General features: G+C 63.5%; 22 protein-coding genes and 1 riboswitch. Of the genes, 6 read left to right on the top strand and 16 right to left on the bottom strand.

Features of this window, described 5'->3' with window-relative positions; genetic code table 11:
* Positions 1 to 122: 122 nt before the first annotated feature.
* Positions 123 to 1,349 (top strand): molybdopterin molybdotransferase MoeA, encoded by a 1,227-nt coding sequence (gene moeA / locus KW821_RS02105; protein WP_305729933.1) that lies wholly within the window; start codon positions 123 to 125, stop codon positions 1,347 to 1,349.
* Complete coding sequence (gene moeB / locus KW821_RS02100; RefSeq protein WP_218290199.1) at positions 1,346 to 2,101, top strand: molybdopterin-synthase adenylyltransferase MoeB; 756 nt, start codon at positions 1,346 to 1,348, stop codon at positions 2,099 to 2,101. The genes moeA and moeB overlap by 4 nt, the downstream gene beginning before the upstream one ends.
* 92 nt (positions 2,102 to 2,193) lie before the next feature.
* Here moeB and KW821_RS02095 read toward each other — a convergent pair whose 3' ends face one another.
* From KW821_RS02095 to moaA, 16 genes are all read right to left on the bottom strand, one after another.
* Positions 2,194 to 2,973: an alpha/beta fold hydrolase gene (locus tag KW821_RS02095; RefSeq protein ID WP_218290197.1), complete on the bottom strand. Its 780-nt coding sequence runs from the start codon at positions 2,971 to 2,973 to the stop codon at positions 2,194 to 2,196.
* A gap of 279 nt (positions 2,974 to 3,252) precedes the next feature.
* A complete protein-coding gene (modC, locus tag KW821_RS02090) occupies positions 3,253 to 4,308 on the bottom strand; it encodes a molybdenum ABC transporter ATP-binding protein (RefSeq protein ID WP_042651420.1) in 1,056 nt (351 codons plus the stop codon).
* The gene (gene modB / locus KW821_RS02085) at positions 4,305 to 4,985 is read right to left on the bottom strand and encodes a molybdate ABC transporter permease subunit (RefSeq protein ID WP_218290194.1); all 681 of its coding nucleotides are present in this window, start codon (positions 4,983 to 4,985) and stop codon (positions 4,305 to 4,307) included. The genes modC and modB overlap by 4 nt, the downstream gene beginning before the upstream one ends.
* Before the next feature lie 109 nt (positions 4,986 to 5,094).
* The gene (gene modA, locus KW821_RS02080; protein WP_218290193.1) at positions 5,095 to 5,823 is read right to left on the bottom strand and encodes a molybdate ABC transporter substrate-binding protein; all 729 of its coding nucleotides are present in this window, start codon (positions 5,821 to 5,823) and stop codon (positions 5,095 to 5,097) included.
* A 114-nt stretch (positions 5,824 to 5,937) separates the two neighbouring features.
* Complete coding sequence (moaE, locus tag KW821_RS02075) at positions 5,938 to 6,414, bottom strand: molybdopterin synthase catalytic subunit MoaE (RefSeq protein WP_218290190.1); 477 nt, start codon at positions 6,412 to 6,414, stop codon at positions 5,938 to 5,940.
* A gap of 4 nt (positions 6,415 to 6,418) precedes the next feature.
* Complete coding sequence (gene moaD / locus KW821_RS02070) at positions 6,419 to 6,664, bottom strand: molybdopterin synthase sulfur carrier subunit (RefSeq protein WP_218290188.1); 246 nt, start codon at positions 6,662 to 6,664, stop codon at positions 6,419 to 6,421.
* Positions 6,661 to 7,155 (bottom strand): cyclic pyranopterin monophosphate synthase MoaC, encoded by a 495-nt coding sequence (gene moaC, locus KW821_RS02065; protein ID WP_218290186.1) that lies wholly within the window; start codon positions 7,153 to 7,155, stop codon positions 6,661 to 6,663. Before moaC ends, moaD begins: the two co-directional genes overlap by 4 nt.
* A 22-nt stretch (positions 7,156 to 7,177) precedes the next feature.
* On the bottom strand, positions 7,178 to 7,684 hold the full coding sequence (gene moaB / locus KW821_RS02060) for a molybdenum cofactor biosynthesis protein B (protein WP_042651414.1): 507 nt from the start codon (positions 7,682 to 7,684) through the stop codon (positions 7,178 to 7,180).
* Between the two features lie 222 nt (positions 7,685 to 7,906).
* Positions 7,907 to 8,497 carry a cytochrome c3 family protein gene (locus tag KW821_RS02055; RefSeq protein WP_042651413.1) on the bottom strand — a complete coding sequence of 197 codons (591 nt, stop codon included), beginning with the start codon at positions 8,495 to 8,497 and terminating at the stop codon, positions 7,907 to 7,909.
* A 94-nt stretch (positions 8,498 to 8,591) separates the two neighbouring features.
* On the bottom strand, positions 8,592 to 9,047 hold the full coding sequence (locus tag KW821_RS02050; RefSeq protein WP_042651412.1) for a nitrate reductase cytochrome c-type subunit: 456 nt from the start codon (positions 9,045 to 9,047) through the stop codon (positions 8,592 to 8,594).
* A complete protein-coding gene (napH, locus tag KW821_RS02045; protein WP_218290184.1) occupies positions 9,047 to 9,922 on the bottom strand; it encodes a quinol dehydrogenase ferredoxin subunit NapH in 876 nt (291 codons plus the stop codon). The genes KW821_RS02050 and napH overlap by 1 nt, the downstream gene beginning before the upstream one ends.
* Positions 9,919 to 10,653 (bottom strand): ferredoxin-type protein NapG, encoded by a 735-nt coding sequence (gene napG, locus KW821_RS02040; protein WP_042651410.1) that lies wholly within the window; start codon positions 10,651 to 10,653, stop codon positions 9,919 to 9,921. The genes napH and napG overlap by 4 nt, the downstream gene beginning before the upstream one ends.
* 15 nt (positions 10,654 to 10,668) lie before the next feature.
* Positions 10,669 to 13,158 (bottom strand): nitrate reductase catalytic subunit NapA, encoded by a 2,490-nt coding sequence (gene napA / locus KW821_RS02035; RefSeq protein WP_042651409.1) that lies wholly within the window; start codon positions 13,156 to 13,158, stop codon positions 10,669 to 10,671.
* Positions 13,155 to 13,448, bottom strand: a complete 294-nt coding sequence (locus KW821_RS02030; RefSeq protein ID WP_232018914.1) for a chaperone NapD — start codon at positions 13,446 to 13,448, stop codon at positions 13,155 to 13,157. Before KW821_RS02030 ends, napA begins: the two co-directional genes overlap by 4 nt.
* Before the next feature lie 66 nt (positions 13,449 to 13,514).
* Positions 13,515 to 14,027, bottom strand: coding sequence for a ferredoxin-type protein NapF (gene napF, locus KW821_RS02025; protein WP_218290182.1), 513 nt, complete (start codon positions 14,025 to 14,027; stop codon positions 13,515 to 13,517).
* A gap of 251 nt (positions 14,028 to 14,278) precedes the next feature.
* Complete coding sequence (moaA, locus tag KW821_RS02020; RefSeq protein WP_218290180.1) at positions 14,279 to 15,259, bottom strand: GTP 3',8-cyclase MoaA; 981 nt, start codon at positions 15,257 to 15,259, stop codon at positions 14,279 to 14,281.
* A riboswitch (molybdenum cofactor riboswitch) is annotated at positions 15,247 to 15,385 on the bottom strand. Its footprint overlaps the gene before it by 13 nt.
* A gap of 79 nt (positions 15,386 to 15,464) precedes the next feature.
* Here moaA and narQ point away from each other — a divergent pair.
* From narQ to KW821_RS02000, 4 genes are all read left to right on the top strand, one after another.
* The gene (narQ, locus tag KW821_RS02015; RefSeq protein WP_042651405.1) at positions 15,465 to 17,177 is read left to right on the top strand and encodes a nitrate/nitrite two-component system sensor histidine kinase NarQ; all 1,713 of its coding nucleotides are present in this window, start codon (positions 15,465 to 15,467) and stop codon (positions 17,175 to 17,177) included.
* On the top strand, positions 17,177 to 17,815 hold the full coding sequence (narL, locus tag KW821_RS02010) for a two-component system response regulator NarL (protein ID WP_218290178.1): 639 nt from the start codon (positions 17,177 to 17,179) through the stop codon (positions 17,813 to 17,815). The genes narQ and narL overlap by 1 nt, the downstream gene beginning before the upstream one ends.
* Positions 17,816 to 18,051: 236 nt before the next feature.
* On the top strand, positions 18,052 to 18,477 hold the full coding sequence (locus KW821_RS02005) for a globin domain-containing protein (protein WP_218290176.1): 426 nt from the start codon (positions 18,052 to 18,054) through the stop codon (positions 18,475 to 18,477).
* 314 nt (positions 18,478 to 18,791) lie between these two features.
* A complete protein-coding gene (locus KW821_RS02000; RefSeq protein ID WP_218290174.1) occupies positions 18,792 to 19,367 on the top strand; it encodes an LON peptidase substrate-binding domain-containing protein in 576 nt (191 codons plus the stop codon).
* Positions 19,368 to 19,442: the final 75 nt, after the last annotated feature.

Below are 19,442 nucleotides of genomic sequence, written 5' to 3'. Positions count from 1 at the left end.
CTAACTCAAGCCCGACACCTGACTTTATGCCAATCCGCCCGCTTTTACCCCCGCGACAGCCTGCCCATGAGGGGCTTTTTTTGGGATAATCCGCCCTCTACCACACCAAAGAGGTAATGATGATGGGATTCGATACCGGCGCACTCCTCCCCTTGAGCGATGCCCTGCAAGGGATGCTGGACCAACTCGCCTGCTGCTGCGACAGCGAGCAACTGCCGTTGCCAGAGGCGCTGGATCGGATACTGGCCGAGGAGATCGTCTCCCCCCTGTCGGTGCCGCCGTTCGATAACTCCGCCATGGACGGTTACGCCGTGCGGCTGGCCGATCTCGCCGCCGGCGCGCCGCTGGCCGTGGCGGGCAAGGCCTTCGCCGGCCAGCCCTATCAGGGAGACTGGCCCGCCGGCCACTGCATCCGCATCATGACGGGGGCACCGGTCCCCGAGGGCACCGAGGCGGTCGTCATGCAGGAGGAGGCGCAAGTCGAAGGCGAACTGGTGCGCTTCCTCACTCAGCCGAGGCCCGGCCAGAACATCCGTCGCCGCGGCGAAGACCTGGCCGAGGGCGCCCGGGTGCTGGCGGTGGGCCTTCGCCTCAGCCCGCGCGAGCTGCCGCTGCTGGCGTCGCTCGGCATCGCCAGCGTCAGGGTCCGTCACCCGCTCAAGGTCGCCATCTTCAGCACCGGCGATGAGCTCAAACCGGTGGGCACCCCGCTCGCCCACGGCGACATCTACGACTCCAACCGCTACGGCGTCAAGGCCATGCTGGCACGCCTGGGCTGCGAGTGCCTGGATCTTGGCATCATTCCGGACGACCCGGCCCAGCTACGCGCCGCCTTCCTCGAGGCAGACCGTGAGGCCGATGCCCTCATCACCACCGGCGGCGTCTCGGTCGGCGAGGCGGATTTCACCAAGCAACTGCTGGAGGAGCTCGGCGAGATCGGCTTCTGGAAGCTCGCCATCAAGCCGGGCAAGCCTTTCGCCTTCGGCCGCCTGCCGAACGCCTGGTTCTTCGGCCTGCCGGGCAACCCGGTCTCCGCCATGGTCACCTTCGATCAGCTGGTCAAGCCGGCGCTGGCCAGGCTGGCCGGCCAAACCCTGGCCGCGCCGCTGCGCCTCGCCGCCACCGTCACCGAACCCCTGAAGAAGTCCCCGGGGCGCCTGGATTTCCAGCGCGGCATATTGACCCAGGGGCCAAACGGCCTGGAGGTGCGCAGCACCGGCTCCCAGGACTCCGGCGTGTTCAGCTCCCTGTCCCGGGCCAACTGCTACATAGTGCTGGAGCAAGAACGCGGCAAGGTGGCGGCGGGCGAAACCGTCACCGTCGAGCCCTTCTCGGGATTGCTGCTGTGAGCGAGATCCTCAGCGATGCCGAGCTGCTGCGCTACAACCGCCAGATAGTCCTCAAGGCCTTCGACTTCGAGGGGCAGGAGGCGCTCAAGCAGGCCAAGGTGCTGGTGATCGGCGCCGGTGGCCTGGGCTGCGCCGCCGCCCAGTATCTGGGGGTGGCCGGAGTCGGCCAGCTGACCCTGGTGGATTTCGACAGGGTGGAGCTCTCCAACCTGCAGCGCCAGGTGCTGCACCATGATGGCCGCATCGGCCAGTACAAGGTGGACTCGGCGGCCGAGACGCTGCGCACCCTCAACCCCTGGCTCAGGGTCGAGACCCACGCCGTCCTGGCCGACGAGGCGCTGCTCGATGCCCTGCTGCCGAGTCACCAGCTGGTGCTCGACTGCACCGACAACGTCGCCATCCGCAACCTGCTCAACCAGCGCGCCCGCCAACACGGCGTGCCGCTGGTGTCCGGCGCCGCCATCCGGCTGGAGGGGCAAATTGTCAGCTTCAGCTGGCAGGCGGGCGAGCCCTGCTACGCCTGCCTCAGCTCGCTGTTTGGCGAGCAGTCGCTGACTTGTGTCGAGGCGGGGGTGCTGGCGCCCATGGTCGGTCTGGTGGGCAGCCTGCAGGCGCTGGAGGCCATCAAGCTGCTCGCCGGCATGGGCAAGAGCTACAGCGGGCGGTTGCTGATGATCGACGGTCTCAGTGGCGGCTTTCGCGAGATGAAGCTGCCCAAGCGCCCCGACTGCCCGGTCTGTTCAGGGCATTAGCCCGGCCAGGGTATTAGCCCGGTCAGAGCAAGCCGCTCGCACCAATCAAAAAGCCGAACCCATGGGGTTCGGCTTTTTTTGTCTGCCCAGGCTCAGTGCGTCGCCAGGATCCGTTGCAGCAGATGGTTGAATCCGGCGGGATCTTCCGCCGGCCAGGCATGATGGCCGGGAGGGGTGTGGATGCTGGCGTTGGGCAGGGAGGCGAACTGCTCCACCCGTTTGGCCAGCGGCAGATAGTCCTGGGTCGTGGAGATGATGGCCACCGGCTGCCAGAGGGTGCCGAGCCGGGCGCGGGCCGACCAGCCGGGCAAGGCAGCGAGCAGGGCCCTGTAGACCTTCTTCTTGTTGCTGCGCACGAAACGCAGCCGGAAGGTCTGGCGCAACTGGGCAAGCTCGGGGCCGGGGAAGAGTTCCCGCGCCAGCCACCAGGCGAGCGGGCGCAGGCCGAACCAGCGCAGCCACTTCAGGCGCTGGGCGTAGCGCTCCCGCTCCTTGGGGCTCTCCAGCAAGAACTCGCTAAAGCCGTTGACCAGCACCAGACCGCGGATCTTGTTCGGCAGTTGCAGGGCCAGCTCCAGCGCCACCATGGCCCCCAGGGAGAGCCCCACCACCCAGGCGGGCTCCGGCTGCTCGTCGAGCCAGCGGGCCACGTCCGCCGCCAGGGTGGGCACATCGAAGGGCCCCTCCTGCATGCTCTGGCCGTGACCACGCAAGTCGAGGGCCACCACCCGGTAGTGCTGCGAGAAGTGCTCGAGCTGAGCCTGCCAGTCGAGACCGGAGGAGCCGAGCCCGTGCAGCAATAGCAACAGTGGCCCCTCCCCCGCACTACGCAGGGCCAAGCCATGGGATTTCATTACCTGATTGCGACGCACCCGCGCTCTCCCTCTCGGCTCGATGCCGGCACCTGATGACATAGATTCCCTTGTTGCGCTGACAGTCCGCCCTCACCAATCAGACTCGTCGCCTTGCTGGATAGGGACATGGAACAGCGGATCCTGTCCCAGGCGCCTCCTCCCTCACCGACCAGACTCATCGCCTTGCTGGAAAGGGCCATAGAACAGCGGATTGTTCCAAACGCCTCAGCCCTCGCCGACCAGACTCACCGCCTTGCTGGATAAGGACATAGAACAGTGGATCCTGTCCCAAACGCCTCAGCCCTCGCCGACCAGGCTAACCGCCTTGATGTAGGCATAGAGGAGCTGCCCCGGCACCAGCGCGAGCCGCTCGGCGGAGCGACTGGTGATCCGGGCCAGCAGTATCTGCTGCCCCAGAGCCAACTGCAACAGGGTTTGGCCCGGCCTGACTTCCCGGATCTCCAGCAGACGGGTCTCGAGGCAGTTGGAGAGACTGGAGTGCGCTATGGGGGCGGTGGCGATCACCACGTCCCGTCCCGCCACCTTTATCTGCAGGGGGCCTGTCTCGTCGGGGGCATGATCCATGGTGACCATCAGGGTCTGCTCGCCGAGTCGCAGGCTCGCCATCTGCGAGGCGTCGTCGTAGTGGGCCAGGGTGGCGCTCAGCATGACGCCGGCGTCATCGCGACTGGCGAGCGACAAGTCGGTGCGGGCAAAGATGTCGCCGGGCCGACCCTGGGCCTCCACCCGCCCCTCGGCCAGCAGCACCAGCTGATCGCACAGCAGGCTCACCTCTTCCATGGCGTGGCTGACGAAGATCATCGGCAGGCCGCTCTCGCGCTGCAGGCCCCTCAGCACATGGGCCTGATGAATGCGGCTGCGCCTGTCCAGCGCCGAGAAGGGCTCATCCAGCAGCAGCAGATCGGGCTCGGCCAGCAGCGCCCGTCCCAGCGCCACTCGCTGGCGCTGGCCACCGGAGAGGCCATGGGCGGGCTGGGGCAGCAGTTCGGCGAAACCGAGTCGCTCGGCCAGCGCCTCGGGCTGCCAGCGCCCCCTGCCCTTGCGGGCCGCCAGCTGCAGGTTGGCCAGCACCGTCATGTGGGGGAAGAGCCGCGAGTCCTGAAACACCAGGCCGATGCGGCGCCGCTCGGGCAGCAGGCTCCCAAGCTCCCGCCCCTGCCAGCGCAGGCGATCCTGAGGCTGGCGATCGAGCCCGGCGATGATGCGCAGCAGGGTGCTCTTGCCACAACCTGAGGGGCCGAACAGGCCGAGCATGCCACCCAGCGGCAGCGCCAGCTCGCAGTCGAGCTCGAAGCCGCCAAACCGGCGCCTGGCCTTGAGGTGAAGGCTCATCCGAACAGCCTCCGTTGCCGACGCTGCAAGACGCCGTAGACCAGCACCAGCATGACGAGGGAGAAGCCCATCAGGCCGCCGGCCAGAGTGTGGGCGTTTTGATAATCCATGGCCTCCACGTGATCGAACAGGGCGATGGAGAGCACCTGGGTCTCCCCCGGGATGTTGCCCCCTATCATCAGCACCACGCCAAACTCCCCGAGGGTATGAGCAAAGCCCAGCGCCGCCGCCATCACGAAGCTCGGCAGCGTCATCGGCAAGATGATGTGGAAGAAGCGCTCGAGGGGCCCCAGCCCCAGGGTGGCGGCCGCTTCAAGTTCTTTGCTGCCCATGTTGACGAAGGCGGAGGTGAGCGGCTGCACCACGAAGGGCAGCGAATAGAGGATGGAGGCAAACAGCAGGCCGAGGAAACTGAAGGCAAGGGGGGCGCCGAAGGTATCCTTCCACCAGGCACCGAAGCCGTAGGAGGGGGAGAAGGCGAGCAGCAGATAGAAGCCGAGTACCGTCGGCGGCAGCACCAGCGGCAACGCCACCAGCGCCTCCACCAGCGGCCGCAGCCGGTGTTGGCTGCGGGACAGCCACCAGGCCAGCGGTGGTGACAGCAGCAGCAGGATGCCAGTGGTGCTGCCGGCCAGCTTCAGGGTCAGCCAGACGGCCAGCAGATCTCCCTCACTCATGGTCAAGGCCCCGGCCAGGTTCGAGCAACAACATGTCTTGCATCCTCATAGCAAAGGGTGGCCGGCCCAGAGGCCGGCCACCCATCATGCGGAATTAGCACTCACGCCATCATTGCGGCAGGGCATAACCCGCGTCCTTGATGGTGCTCTGGCCCGGGCCCTTGAGCCAGGCCACCAGGGCATCGACCGCTTCCCCTTTCTTCAGCACCAGCCCCTGCTGCTCGATGGCCGGATAGAGCTGATTCGGCACCGCCCAGGCTTCGCCGGTCTTGCCCGCTTCCACCAGGTTGGCCCAGGCGACGAAGCCCAGCTCGGCGTTGCCTGTGTCCACAAACTGCCAGGTCTGGCCGATGTTGGCACCGGTCAGCAGGCGATACTGCTTGGGATCGATCTTGAGCTGCTCCAGGGTCGCCATGGCGGCGGCGCCGTAGGGGGCGGTGCGCGGGTTGGCGATGGCGAGGTTGCCCTTCCAGCCGCGCAGGGTGGCTTCATCGGGGGCCGGGCCACCCTTCTTCCACAGGCCCAGTTGGCCGATGGCGTAGGTGAAACGCTCACTGCCCTTGCCCTCCGCCTCCAGTTTTTGAGGGGTACTGACGTCGGCGGAGAGGAAGAGATCGAAGGGGGCACCGTGGCTGATCTGGGTGTAGAGCACCCCGGTGGCCGCCGAGCTGATGACGACGCTATGGCCGGTCTTGGCGGTGAACTCCTTGCCGATGCGCTCTATGGTGCCCTTGAAGTTGGCGGCCACGGCGACCTTGACCTCGTCGGCCTGCACGGCACCGCTGTGCAACACGGAGGCGGAGGCGCCCACCAACAACACGGATAACAGCTGCTTCATTCCCTTACTCCTGTCATTACACCGAGGGGCCTGGTTCTGCCTGGCCCGAAAATGGGGCAATCCCTTCGCGGGACTCACTCCCTCAATATCAGCGTGCGCCTTACCAACTTCTTTTTACCAGCGAGCCGCGGCGTCGTCATCGCTCTGCTTGGCCTCGACCCAGCGCGCTATGCCCTCGGCGGTCAGCTCTTTCTTCCAGAACGGCGCCCGGGTCTTCAAGAAATCCATGATGAAGTGGCAGGCCTCGAAGGCCGCCTCCCGGTGGGCGCTGCTCACCGCCACCAGCACTATCTGATCGCCGAGCAGCAGCTCACCGATGCGGTGGATCAGGGTGCACTCCTGCAGCGGCCAACGGCCGCGCGCCTGGGCGACGATATCGGCCAGCGCCTTCTCGGTCATGCCGGGGTAGTGCTCGAGGGCCAGCCCCTTGACCTGCTCCCCCTGATTGAAGTCGCGCACCTTGCCGACGAAGGTGACGATGGCGCCCGTGTCGTGACGGGCGGCGAGCCGCTGGTATTCGTCACCGAGGGAGAAGTCGGCCCGCTGCACCAGGATGCGATCGGTCAAATCAGTGGGCATCTCGTGGGACATGGGCTCAGCCTCCGGTCACGGGGGGGAAGAAGGCCACCTCGTCGCCATCGACCAGCGCCGTATCGAGAGGCACCAGGGTCTGGTTGACCGCCACCAGCAGCTTGCCCGCTTCCAGCGCCAGTGCCCACTTGTCGCCACGCTCGCACAGGGCCACGCGCAGTTGTTCGGCCGTGGCGTAGTCGCTGGGCAGGCTCAGCTCGTCGCAACCGACCAGCTCCCGCACCTGGGCGAAAAACAGAACCTTGATCATGCGTTCTCTCCTGCATCCGGCGCCAGCTGGAAGTGACCGGACTTGCCGCCCTTCTTCTCGACCAGGCGCAGCTGCTCGATCACCATGTCCTTCTGCACCGCCTTGCACATGTCGTAGATGGTGAGCGCCGCCACCGAGGCGGCGGTCAGGGCTTCCATCTCCACCCCTGTCTTGCCCGAGAGCTTGCAGAGGGTGCGGATATGCACCCTATTGTGCTCGGGCTGGGCTTCGATCTCTACCTCCACCTTGGTGAGTGCCAGCGGATGGCAGAGCGGGATCAGGTCGGCGGTCTTCTTGGCCGCCATGATGCCGGCGATGCGGGCGGTGGCAAAGACGTCGCCCTTGTGGTGCTGGCCGCTCAGGATCAGGGCCAGGGTGGCGGGCGCCATGGTCACGAAGGCCTCGGCGCGGGCCTCCCGTTCGGTGACCTGCTTGTCGGTCACGTCCACCATGTGGGCCTCACCGCTTTGATTGAGATGGGTCAGGTTCATCACTTTCCCTCAGGGGTGGGGTTCAAAGGTGGGAGACAAAGTTGCAGGGTCTGGTGCGGGCGTCGAGCTGATCCCGGATTAGCTGCTCCCAGCCCAGCTGGCAGGCGCCGGTGGAGCCGGGCAGGCAGCAGATGAGGGTACGGTTGGCGAGTCCCGCCAGCGCCCGGCTCTGCATGGCAGAACCTTTTATCTCGGCAAAGGAGAGCTGGCGGAACATCTCGCCAAAGCCCTGCACCGTGCGCTCGAACAGCACGCCCACCGCCTCAGGTACCCGGTTCTGTTCATTGAAGCCGGTGCCGCCGTTGATCAGCACCACCTGCACCGCCTCATCGACGATCCACTGGCTGACCTGGGCCCGCACGCGGAACAGATTGTCGGCGCACAGCGCCCGATCCGCCAGCTGATGACCGGCCTGCGTCAGGGCCGACACCAGATAATCCCCCGAGCTGTCGTCGGTGGCGGTGCGGCTGTCGGAGACCGTCAGTACGGCGATCTGGAGAGGAATGAATTCGCTGTTTTTGGGTGCCATTGGGCAATTCCTGTCAATCATTGACCACGAGAGGAGAAGGGATGACACGCCCCCACCCGGCCAGATACCGCCGAAGCCATGCCGGCTGGTGAGAGGGGAAAACGGTGGGGGTCGCGTTATCGCGCACGGATTCTATCAAAAGTTGCCGTGCAGATGGGATTAACGAGTCCATAAAAATGAAAAACCACAGGGCCGGGCATGCCCGACCCTGTGGTCACGTCCTTAGAAGCCTTTCACCCCCGTCATGTCGGGCAGCTGGTGCGCTATGCCCTTGTGACAGTCGATGCAGGTGCTCTCGCCGCTGGCCAGGTTGGTGGAGTGCATCTTGGCGGCACGCCGTCCCTGCAGGGAGAAGTCCATGTATTCGAAGTTGTGGCAGTTGCGACACTCCCTCGAATCCGTCTCCTTCATCCGCTGCCACTCCCGCTCGGCCATCTCGCGCCGATGCGATTCGAACTTCTCGCGGGTGTCCACCTTGCCGGTCAGCATGCCCCACAGCTCCTTGGAGGCCTGCACCTTGCGAATGATCTTGTAGGTCCATTCGTGGGGCACATGGCAATCCGGGCAGCTGGCGCGCACGCCGGAGCGGTTCGCGTAGTGGATGGTGTCACGGTACTCGACGAAGACGTTGTCCTTCATCTCGTGGCAACCGGTACAGAACTTCTCGGTGTTGGACGCCTCCATGGCGGTGTTGAAGCCCCCCCAGAAGATGACGCCGCCGAAGAAACCCATCATCAGCAGCACCCAGAGGGCCGCCTTGGAGGGAGACTTGAAGGTGGTCCAGAGTCGCTGCACAAAACCAGGTAATTTCATCTGTGGATTCCTCAGTTCGGTGCTTCGTTCAAGGGAAACTTGAAAGTGTTCCAGAGATGTTGCGCAAAGCCGGGTAATTTCATCTATGGACTCCTTAGTTCAGGGCTTCGACCGGCTTGAAAGTATTCTCCACCAGCGGCTTGGCATCCGCTTGCGGCACGTGGCACTGCAGGCAGAAGTAGCGACGGGGGGAGACTTCACCCAGGGTCAGGCCGTCACGGGTCTCGAAGTGAGTCGGGCTGATCTTGGGAGCCTTCATGGCACTGGCGTTCTTGAAGCTGTGACAGGCCAGACACTTGTTGACCTTGTTGTCCACCTCGTAGTTACGGGTATCGTGCGGGATCAGCGGGGGCTGATGCATGTACTGACGATCGTAGATGTCGCCATCCTTGCGATAGTTCTTGAGCGGGGCGGCCTCGGCCTCGATCGCGAGATCCGTGCTGCCTCGCTCCGACTTGATGCCTCCCGTGCTGTTGGTGATCTCGGGGACTGCCGCCATCAAGGAACCCGCCATCAAGCAGGCCAGCATTGCTCCAATCAGCTTTTTCATTATGTGTTCTCCGACGTTTTCTCTGCCTTGACGGCAAAACCTACTGTGATTTCGAAAACTTGCTCCGCGCAGACATCGATGCAACGGCCGCAGTTAGTGCACTCCTGAGCCACAATCAAGGGCCCGTGACCGCGCCTGGCACCGTGGACCGGGCCGCGCAGGATGGGACGCTCGGGGCAGACCGCATAACAATCCATGCAGTTGCTGCAACGCTCACGCCCTTTGGCAGAAATCTTGATAAACCCGACCCGGTTGAGCAGGGCATAGAAGGCCCCCACCGGGCAGAGATGGCCACACCAGCCTCGCTCCACCACCAACAGATCGAACAGGAACAGGGCCACCAGCAAGCCCCAGCCCGCTCCCATGCCAAACAGCAGACCGCGCAGGGTCAGCGACACCGGGTTGACCAGCTCCCACACCAGCACGCCCGTGATGGCCGGGGCCACCAGCACCATGGCCAGCAGCCAGTAGCGCGTGTTGCGGTTGAACTGACCGTTGCCCTTGAGACCGAGCCGGGCCCGCAGCCAGGCCGCCGCATCCGTGATGAGGTTGACCGGGCAGACCCAGGAGCAGAACAGCCGCCCCCCGACCAGCCAGTACCCGAGCAGCACTATGGCCGCGCCGAGCCACAGGGTGGCGACCGGCCAGTGACCCGCCGCGACCGACTGCAACAGGGTGAGCGGATCCGTCAGCGGCACCCTCTCCAGCAATAAAGAGCTCGAGAGGTTGCCCTTGAGGATCCAGATCCCCGCCAGTGGCCCCAACAGGAAGAGCCCCAGCACGCCGAACTGGGTCAGACGGCGCAGCAGCAGGAAGCGGTGTGATCGCCACCAGCCGAGCCGCACCCTCGCCTCTTGCCCCGGATAGCGGCTCATAGCCCCTCCGGTTTGCGGGTCGGCAGGGTGAGGCGCTCACCGATGAGCGACTTGCCCGCCTTCTGCTTCTCTTCCCAGCCGAGCCGGTAGTGATGGCCGAGCTCCCCCTTGGCGAGCCGGTGGGGCACCACCTTGATCGCCGCCGTCTCCAGCACGCAGGCATGCTCGCACTTGCCGCAGCCGGTACAGCTGTCGCTGTGCACTGTGGGCAGAAACATGGCGTGCTTGCCGGTGCGCGGGTTGCGCACCAGTTCGAGCGTGATCGCCTGATCGATGAGCGGGCAGACCCGGTAACAGACATCGCAGCGCAGGCCCAGATAGTTGAGGCAGGTCTCATGGTCGATGAGCACCGCCACTCCCATCCGCGCCTGATCGATGTCGGTCATGGCCGGATCCAGCGCCCCGCTCGGACAGGCCACCACGCAGGGGATGTCGTCACACATCTCGCACGGCACGGCGCGCGCCTCGAAATAGGGGGTGCCGGTGGTCACCGGCTCCAGCAGCCTGGCGAGCTTGAGGGTGTCGTAGGGACAGGCTTCGACGCAGAGCCCGCAGCGCACACAGGCGCCGAGGAACTCCGCCTCGTCCAGGGCCGCAGGCGGCCGCAGTGCCTGGGCGGGCACCGCCTGCGCCTGCTGCCGGGCCACCCCGCCGAGCCCTGCGCCAAGCAGGCCCACGGAGCAGGCCCCCTTGGCAAGGTCGGCAAGGAACTGGCGACGGCTGCGACTCATCCCCCGGGCCCCGCCTTACGCCTTCATGACCTTGACGGCGCACTTCTTGTAATCCGTCTCCTTGGAGAGCGGATCCGTGGCGTCCAGGGTCAGCTTGTTGACCAGCTGGCTCGCATCGAAGAAGGGCATGAACACCAGGCCTTTGGGCGGACGGTTGCGGCCGCGGGTCTCGACCCGGGTCTTCACCTCACCCCGGCGGGAGGCGACGATCACCTCTTCGCCACGGCGCACGCCACGGGCCTTGGCATCTTCCGGGTGCATGAAGAGCACCGCATCCGGGAAGGCGCGATAGAGCTCGGGCACGCGGCGGGTCATGGTGCCGGTGTGCCAGTGCTCCAGCACGCGGCCGGTGGAGAGCCACATGTCGTATTCCTTGTCCGGCGACTCGGCGGCCGGCTCATAGGGCAGCGCGAAGATCACCGCCTTGCCATCGGGCTTGCCGTAGAAGCGCACCCCCTCGCCCGCCTTCACATAAGGGTCGAAGCCTTCGCGATAGCGCCACAGGGTCTCCTTGCCGTCCACCACGGGCCAGCGCAGGCCGCGGGCCTCGTGATACTGATCGAAGGGGGCCAGATCGTGGCCATGGCCACGGCCGAAGCTGGCGTACTCCTCGAACAACCCCTTCTGCACGTAGAAGCCGAAGTGGTCGGCCTCGTCGTTCAGTGCCCCCTTGCTCTGCTCTTTCGGGAACTGATCGACCTGACCGTTGCGGTAGAGCACCTCATAGAGGGTCTTGCCCTTCACTTCCGGCATCTTGGCGATGAGCTCGGCCGGCCACACCTCTTCCACGGTGAAGCGCTTGGCGAACTCCATCAGCTGCCACAGATCGGACTTGGCCCCTTCCGGCGCCTTGACCTGCTGGTGCCAGAACTGGGTGCGACGCTCGGCGTTGCCGTAGGCGCCCTCCTTCTCCACCCACATGGCGGTGGGCAGGATCAGATCGGCGGCCTGGGCGGTCACGGTCGGGTAAGGGTCGGACACCACGATGAAGTTGGCCGGGTTGCGATAACCGGGCAGCCCCTCCTCGTTCATGTTCGGGCCGGCCTGCATGTTGTTGTTGCACATCACCCAGTAGGCGTTGAGCTTGCCGTCCTTGAGCATGCGGCTCTGCAGCACGGCGTGGTAACCCACCTTGTCCGGGATGGTGCCTTCCGGCAGCTTCCAGATCTTCTCGGCGATGGCGCGGTGCTTGGGCTCGGTCACCACCATGTCGGCCGGCAGGCGGTGGGCGAAGGTGCCCACTTCCCGCGCGGTACCACAGGCGGAAGGCTGGCCGGTCAGGGAGAAGGGACCGCTGCCCGGGGTGGAGATCTTGCCGGTCAGCAGGTGGATGTTGTAGCAGAGGTTGTTGGCCCAGACGCCGCGGGTGTGCTGGTTGAAGCCCATGGTCCAGTAGGAGACCACCTTCTTGGCCGGATCCGCATAGATCTGGGCCAGTTTTTCCAGCTTCTCCTTGGAGACGCCGGAGAGCTTGGAGACCGACTCGACGTCGTAGTCCGCCACGAATTTCGCGAAGTCATCGAAGCTCATGGGGGTGGAGTCGCCGCTGTCCGGGTTCTTCGCCTGCTGCTGCAGCGGGTTGGTCGGACGCAGGCCGTAGCCGATGTCGGTGACGCCCTTACGGAACTGGGTGTGCTTGTTGACGAACTCCCAGTTCACCTTGTCGTTCTGGATGATGTAGTTGGCGACGTAGTTGAGGATCGCGAGATCGGTCTGCGGGGTGAACACCATGCCGTTGTCGGCCAACTCGAAGCTGCGATGCTCGAAGGTGGAGAGCACATGCACCTGCACGTCCGGATTGGAGAGGCGGCGATCGGACATCCGGGACCAGAGGATGGGGTGCATCTCGGCCATGTTGGAGCCCCACAGCACGAAGGCGTCGGCCTGCTCGATGTCGTCGTAGCAGCCCATGGGCTCATCCATGCCGAAGGTGCGCATGAAGCCGACCACGGCCGAGGCCATGCAGTGACGGGCGTTGGGATCCAGGTTGTTGGAGCGGAAGCCCGCCTTCATCAGCTTGGAGGCGGCGTAGCCTTCCCACACGGTCCACTGGCCCGAGCCGAACATGCCGACCGCGGTCGGGCCCTTCTCTTTGAGGGTGGCCTTGAACTTCTCGGCCATGATGTCGAACGCCTGATCCCAGCTGATGGGGGCGAAGTCACCGTTCTTGTCGAACTTGCCGTTGGTCATGCGCAGCAGCGGCTGGGTCAGACGATCCTCGCCATACATGATTTTCGACAGGAAGTAGCCCTTGATGCAGTTGAGGCCACGGTTGACCGGCGCATCGGGATCGCCCTGGGTCGCGACGACGCGGCCGGCCTGGGAGCCCACCAGCACTGAGCAGCCGGTCCCGCAGAAGCGGCACGGCGCCTTGTCCCAGGTGATGGCGGTCTTGTCGGTGCTGGTGATAAGGTTCGCCGCCAGGGTGGGGGCACTGACACCGGCCACGGCAGCGGCAGCCGCCACCGCATTGGCCTTCATAAAGTCGCGTCGACTCAGCTTCATGGCATATCCTCGCATTGCTTATCGAGTTCATCGAACTGGTGGTAGATCAGGGCGGCGGAGAGCACCCCGGGCATTGCCCCAATGGCATCTATGGCCGCCATGATGGGGCGCTGGCTCGACCCTTCCAGGGTCACCACCAACTTGCCTTCGTCGCTGACAGCGTGGATCTCGGCACCCTCGAGGGCCGCGATCTGTTCGGCGAGCCGGTGACGCAATGGGGGCTGGGTCAGCACCACCAGGCTCGATACGTGGAACTCTTCTCGGTTCATAGTGTTTTCCAACTTGCTCATCCTTGCTTCCTATCGGCTAGCGGCAGAGGCGATGCCACCCTGGGGGCATGCCGGCGACGCCCTGGCTCAGACCTGATTCGGTTCGCCGCGGGGTGCGCCGACCCTGATGCTGCCGACCGGGCAATCCGCGACGCAGGCGCCACAGCCATTGCACAGCTCGAGATCGATGCTGGGCGTCGGCACTCGTCCCAACTGGGGAGAAAAACGGATCGCATTGTGTTCGCAGCTGTCCTGACAGCGCTGGCAGAAGACCTGCTCATGGGCCAGACAACCGGCTTCGATATGGGCCACGTAGTCCCAGGGGGCTTCCGTCACCGGACGAAACAGCGGCAGCTCGCAGGCCGAGACACATTTGGTACAAAAGGTGCACTCGCCGCGGCTAAAGTCCAGGGTCGGGAAACCACCGTCTCCCTTGACCAGGATCTGCTCCGGACAGGCCGTCAGGCAGTCTCCGCAACGGGTACAGTCGGCCACGAAGTCGGGCCAGGAGAGGGACCAGGGCAGCCGTGTCTCGGGCTCGGGCGCACTCAGTCGGCCTCGAAACAAACCACGGCGTGACAGGTTGACCCCATCCGGCATATTGCTTCCTCTTCGCAGGTAAAAGACTCGAGTGCGGACTATGTGACTGGTATTTTCAATACCAATTATAAGCGTGGGTGTATATTGCGTCCCCGACAAGTTAAGGGATATACCACTAGGGGGATAAACAGGGGGGATTCTTGCGCTGGATCAATCCCTTGGCACAATGAGGTCACACAGGGGCGGGTCAAAATACCCCTATGTGAGGATTGCTTATTAATCGGTGGCTATTTTTATCGGGCGGCGAAACCTCAACCGCCGATGGAGGCAAGATGGGGGGTCATGCCGGCATTGCCGTCGTGCAGGCGATGGGTGGCGGCCTTGCCGACGAGGGCATGGCGGATCCGTTGTTGCAACTCGTCCTGTTGGCTGTCGGCAGTGAGCAGATCCCGCAGCTCCACACCGTGGTCGCCGAACAGGCAGAGGTGCAGCTTGCCCACAGAGGAGACCCGCAGCCGGTTGCAACCGGCGCAGAAGTCCTTGCTGTAGGGCATGATGAGCCCCACCCCGCCTTGTGACGCCGGGTGCATAAACACCTGGGCCGGACCGTCGTCGGCCCCGCGCAGCTGCTGGACCCAGCCATTGCCGAGCAGCTGCTGCTTGATGAGCTCGCCGCTGGCGTGGTGATCGCGAAACAGGCTGTCCATCTCCCCGGTCTGCATCAACTCGATGAAGCGCAGTTCGATGGGCTTGTGCCTGATCCAGGCCAGAAACGCATCCAGCTGCTGATCGTTGAGCCCCTTGAGCAGCACCGCATTGATCTTCACCGACTTGAAGCCGGCGGCCAGCGCCGCTTCGATCCCCTCCATCACCTCCGCCAGCTTGTTCTCGCCGGTGATCTGGTGAAACTGGCGCGGATCCAGGCTGTCGACGCTGACGTTGAGGGCGGTCAGGCCAGCATCGAACCACTCCTGCGCCCGCTCCTTCAAACGATAACCATTGGTGGTCATCGCCACCTTCTCGATCCCGGGCGTATTGGCCACGGTCTCGATGATGGCGGTGAAATCACGGCGCAGGGAGGGCTCGCCACCGGTCAGGCGCACCTTGCGGGTGCCCATGGCGGCGAAGCCGGACACTATCCGGCGGATCTCCTCTTGCGAGAGAAACGACTTGCGCCCCTCGGGGCGATAGCCGTCGGGCAGGCAGTAGGTACAACGAAAATTGCACACGTCGGTGACCGACAGGCGCAAATAGTAAAAACGACGGGAAAAACCATCTTCAAGTGGCAACATAAACACCTTTCCAAATACGGGAGGCCAGGGCATTTCTTTCCTGACCCTTACAGCGCGAAGATCGGCTGACGGCGGTTTCCCCCTATCTGAGGACTTAGGCAAAACCGCTCGGAGTTCATCTAGTTTTTCGATGCTAGCACAAGTTGGAGTACACTCCCACGCAACTTTATGTGGTTTATTACCGGCCCCGGGACCCTCAACCAGCATGCGAAAGTGGTTCAAAGTGCAGTCTGTCAGCAGCGCCATCGGCCGCTCCATGGTACTCATCCTGTTCATGGCGAGCCTGATCGCCGTCGTCGCCATGGTCACCCTGTTCTATTCGGTCCCCGATGCCAAGGCCATCAACCTGTCCGGTTCATTGCGCATGCAGGCCTATCGCATGGCCTACGAGATCGAGCAGGGCCAGACCGTGCTGGGGCGGCTCGCCCAGTTCGAGCAGACGCTGCGCGCGCGCGAGTTGCAGGAGACCCAGCGCTGGATCACCCCCGCCTCCCTGCGCCGCACCTATGGCGAGGTGCTGCTGCAATGGCAGGTGATGCGTGAGCACATCGAGAATGCCACCCCCAGGCGCTACACCGACAACACCGAGCAGTTCGTCGCCGCCATCGACGACTTCGTCAACCAGATGCAATACCACGTGGAGTTCAAGGTGCGCATGCTGGCGCTGGCGGAGGGGCTGGGGCTGCTCTCCATCATCACCATCGCCTGGTTCACGGTGCGCTTCACCCGCCAGCAGGTGGTGGCCCCGCTCAACCAGTTGGTCTATTGCGCCCGCCAGATCCAGCGCCAGGAGTTCGATCTCACCCTGCCCCCCCACTGCGAGAACGAACTGGGGGAGCTGTCGGGCGCCTTCGTCACCATGGCGGACGAACTCGGCAAGCTCTATCGGGAGCTGGAGAGCAAGGTGGAGGAGAAGACCGCCAAGCTGCAACAGGCCAACGATACCCTCTCCTTCCTCTACTCCACCGCCCAGAAGCTGCATGCGGCGCCGCTGAGCCGGCGTACCCTGCAGAAGCTGCTGGAGCGGGCGGCCGCCCATCAGCACATCGACTACATCCGGCTGACCCGCTTCGAGCACAACGCCATGCCGGTGTACATCACCGGCCGCAAGGGCTGGCCCGGCGATCTGGATAGCCTGGTGAGCTTCTATCTGCAGATGGACGATCAGGAGTTCGGCCGACTCGACATGATCAGCGAGCACCCCATCGACGAGCGGTTGATGAAGAACTTCTCCATGCTGCTGGCCCAGGTGCTGCACAAGGATCAGACCCTGCTGCAACATCAGCGCCTGCTGCTGATGGAGGAGCGAGCCGTCATCGCTCGCGAGCTGCACGACTCGCTGGCCCAGGCGCTCTCCTACCTCAAGATCCAGTCCACCCTGCTCAAGCGCTCCGTCGCCAAGGGGGATCACGGCAAGGCCGAGGCGGCCATGCAGCAGATCGACGAGGGGCTCAGCAACGCCTATACCCAGTTGCGCGAGTTGCTCGGCACCTTCCGCCTCAGCATAGGTGACGCCAATCTCGGCGAAGCCATCGGCGTCATGCTGGAGCAGCTCAAGCCCCAGACCCGGGCCGAAATCAGGCTCCAATACGGTCTGGCCGATACCGACCTCGAGGCGGGGCAGCACATCCATATCCTGCAGCTGATCCGTGAGGCAGTGCTCAATGCCATCAAACATGCCGGCGCACAGCTGATTGAGGTTAGCTGTGAGACCCTGGCTGATGGTAACATTCAGGTTCAGATTTCAGATGATGGTGTCGGAATAGGGGGCGCGAGCTCCGCGGTCAATCACTACGGTCTTAGCATCATGAGCGAGCGCGCCAGCAAGTTGCACGGCCAGCTGGCCATCAGTGAGCCGCCATCCGGCGGCACCCGTGTACACCTGACCTTTCCCACCAGCCTAACAAGAGACGCCTGATGGACGAGATGAAATATAGTGTTCTGGTCGTGGATGACCATCCCCTCATGCGCAAAGGGATTGTGCAGCTGCTGGAACTGGAAGATAACATCGAGGTGATCGGTGAGGCTTCCAACGGTACCGATGCCGTGGCCATGGCCAAGGAATCCGAACCCGACCTGATCCTGCTCGATCTCAACATGAAGGGGCTCTCCGGCCTCGACACCCTCAAGGCGCTGCGGGCCGAAGAGGTCACCTCCCGGGTGGTGATCCTGACCGTCTCCGATGCCCGCCAGGACGTGGTGGCCCTGCTCAAGGCCGGCGCCGATGGTTACCTGCTCAAGGACACCGAGCCTGACATGCTGCTGGGCCAACTGGCCGATGTCATGACCGGCAAGCAGATCCTGAGCGAGCCGCTGCGCCCCTATTTGGAAAACATCTATGAGCTGGATCATCTGCAGCAGAAGCTGGAGAGCCTGACCCGCCGCGAGATGCAGATCCTGCGCGAGATAGCCAAGGGGCTCTCCAACAAGCAGGTCGCCTCCGTGCTCCATATTTCCGAAGGAACGGTCAAGGTCCACGTGAAGAGTCTGCTGAAGAAGCTCGAGGCCCAGAGCCGGGTGGAAGCCGCCGTCATGTACCTGGAGCAGCGCAACTAGCGCGCTCACACCCTGGGTCCTGCGATCACATCAGGGTCGCGGCTGGCGGCTCAGCTGGCTGCATAAATAATCAATCAGGCCCCGCTACGTCGGGGCCTTTTGCTGACCAGGTGTCGGCCCGCCCCCGCCACACAGTCCCGATCGGCCGGGCCCATGAAATGATTTATTTCCCCTCTGTGCCTTATTGAGCGAGTGCATTATTATCTTCAGGCGACCACATAGGAAGGATGGACGGCATGACTCCCGAACAGATCGAGTTGGTGCAGAGAGCATGGGGCAAGGTAACCGCGTTGAATCACACCTATGTGCAGGAGGTGTATGAGGAGCTGTTCCGACTGTCGCCGGAATTGATCGACCTCTTTCCCGATCCTGCGGGCATGCCGGTCGCCAAGGTGTCGGAGACCCTGAACACGGTGATCACCAGCCTGGAGCAGCTGGATGCCTTGGGTTTCATCATCAGGGATCTCGGTCGCAGGCACCGGAAATTCAAGGTGGAACCACACCAGTTCGCACTGTTGAAGCAGGCGCTGACGACAGTGCTGGCGCGGCGCTTGGGCGCAAACTTCAAGCCAGAACTGGCCGAGGCCTGGTCACAGATGTATGACGAGATCGCGGCCCTGATGCTGGAAGGCTTGAACCAGCACGCCGAGTCAACCGCCTAGCCCACATCTGCCATCATACCAGACAGCAGCTACCGCTGAAGGTGGATGGCAGAGGCGCATTTTGCAGGGGAGTCATTTGCAATATGCGAACGAGACCCCATTCTGCAGATGGGGCATGTTCGAAACCCTTGCGAGTCACTTGTGTCCAAGACTGCATCGGACCAACGCTGTATTTTTTCCTCCCCATAACCACATGATTTTCATCGACTATTAAAATAGTTCTTCCTTCAACGGCCCCAATAAACCGATTTCCCCACCCTCTGGCACAGTCACTGCATTGTCATATGCAGATGCGACTTATCGGAGGATGGAACATGAAACTTCAACCCTTGGCACTGTTCCCCTTGCCCTCACACATACTGCCGGGCGGGAAACTCCCCCTGCGCCTGTTTGAGCCACGCCACCTGCAGATGCTCAAGGAGTCGTTCATCGATGATCGGGGCTTTGGCATCGTCATGGAAGAGACGACCAGCACGGGCAGCTGCGGACGCATACTGCCGGTCGGTACCCGCGTCAAGGTGACTGATTTCTATACCCTCAACGATGGCTTGCTCGGGGTCACAGTGCTCGGTCTCGAACGCTTCTCCATTCATGAAATGGAGACGGACGAAACCGGCTTGCGCCACGCCAAGGTAGAAACCCTGCCCAACTGGCCGAGTGCCCACTCCGATTTCAGCGACACACCGCTGGTGAGCAGATTGAGGGAGGTGTTTGAACAATATCCGGAACTGGATGAGCTCTACCCGGACAAGCAGTTCGACGATGCGGCCTGGCTCTGCCAGCGCTGGCTCGAGATCCTGCCCATGCCGATCTATGAAAAACAGATGTTGATTGCCAAACAAAACAGTGAAGCGGCGCGCCAGTTCTTGCGCCGACTGATCGCACAGTGAGTCAAAAGCAGCTTTGCAAAATGCGAATATTCTTACAATGAAAACACATAATTCGCATTTTGCAACGATCCGGCA

It is taken from the genome of Aeromonas sp. sif2416, from assembly GCF_019218665.1.
GTDB lineage: Bacteria > Pseudomonadota > Gammaproteobacteria > Enterobacterales > Aeromonadaceae > Aeromonas > Aeromonas encheleia.
Note: the sequence above shows the minus strand (reverse complement) of the source record. Positions and strands in the feature narration are given on the sequence as shown.